Raw genomic sequence first — 1,003 nt, forward strand, 5'->3', positions numbered from 1 at the left:
GGCGCGCCTGATCGGCGCGGGCGTGCTGGTGGCGTGGATCGTGGTGCCGACGGTGCGGTTATGGCAGCATCTGCCCCCCACGCGCGGCGGGACCGAAAACCCGATGGTGGCCATTCATTCCCGTTTCGACCGCGCATGGCCGTGGAGCCTGCTGACGGGCTATGTCGCCGCCCGGCGTGAAACACGGCGCGTGACCGACATGGCGCGGCGTATCAGCCATGAGCCCGTCCATTTCCTGAACCCGCCGCAGCCCGGCACGCCGCAGGTCATCGTGCTGGCCATAGGGGAAAGCGCGCGGCGCGACCACCACCATCTGTACGGTTACGGCGTGCCCACCACCCCGGAAATGGAGCAGGTCGCGGGCCTGCTGCGTTTTGATGATATGGTGACCCCCTTCGATTACACGGTCGGCGCGGTGCCGGTCATCCTGTCGGGTTATGACCGGCTGCGTCCGGGGGCCACGCCGGGGCATGATCTCGTCTCGGTGTTCAATGCGGCGGGATACGATACATGGTGGATCAGCAACCACCCCCGCCTCGGCCCGTATGACAGTGTGATCGGCGCCTATTCCGAGCAGGCGGACCATATTGCCTACACCACCGTCCATGGCGGCCTGATGAGCCGCCCGGTGCTGGATGAACGGATGCTGCCGGTGGTGGATGATGCGATCAGGGGGGCGAAGGGGCCGGTTTTCATCGTGCTGCATCTGTTCGGCAGCCATGAAACGCGGCCGACCGTTACCCCGCCGCGTTTGGCGGGGTTGGCAGGCCCTATGATGACAGCATCGCCTATACCGATCATGTCCTGGCCCATGTGGTCGCGACCCTGCGGGACCATGGCGGTTCGGCGGCGCTGTTCTATGTAGCGGATCACGGGGTGCGGGTGGATGAATGCACCGCCGGCATCCCCATGCATGGGGATGTGCGCGCGGCCTATGAGATTCCGTTCTATCTCTGGACATCCGCCGCCTGGCAGGCCGCCCACCCGCAAGCCGCGCAGGCGG

Annotated in this window: 2 protein-coding genes; both read left to right on the forward strand. The window is 66.3% G+C overall.

Annotated features, from left to right (window positions below):
- The coding region (locus JCM25156_RS26025) for a sulfatase-like hydrolase/transferase (protein ID WP_242402741.1) at positions 1–865 on the forward strand (865 nt) is incomplete at its 5' end.
- A partial coding sequence (locus JCM25156_RS32270; protein WP_407637139.1) for a sulfatase-like hydrolase/transferase occupies positions 784–1,003 on the forward strand: 220 nt, incomplete at its 3' end. The genes JCM25156_RS26025 and JCM25156_RS32270, both read left to right, overlap by 82 nt.

The sequence above is a fragment of the Komagataeibacter kakiaceti JCM 25156 genome (assembly GCF_000613305.1).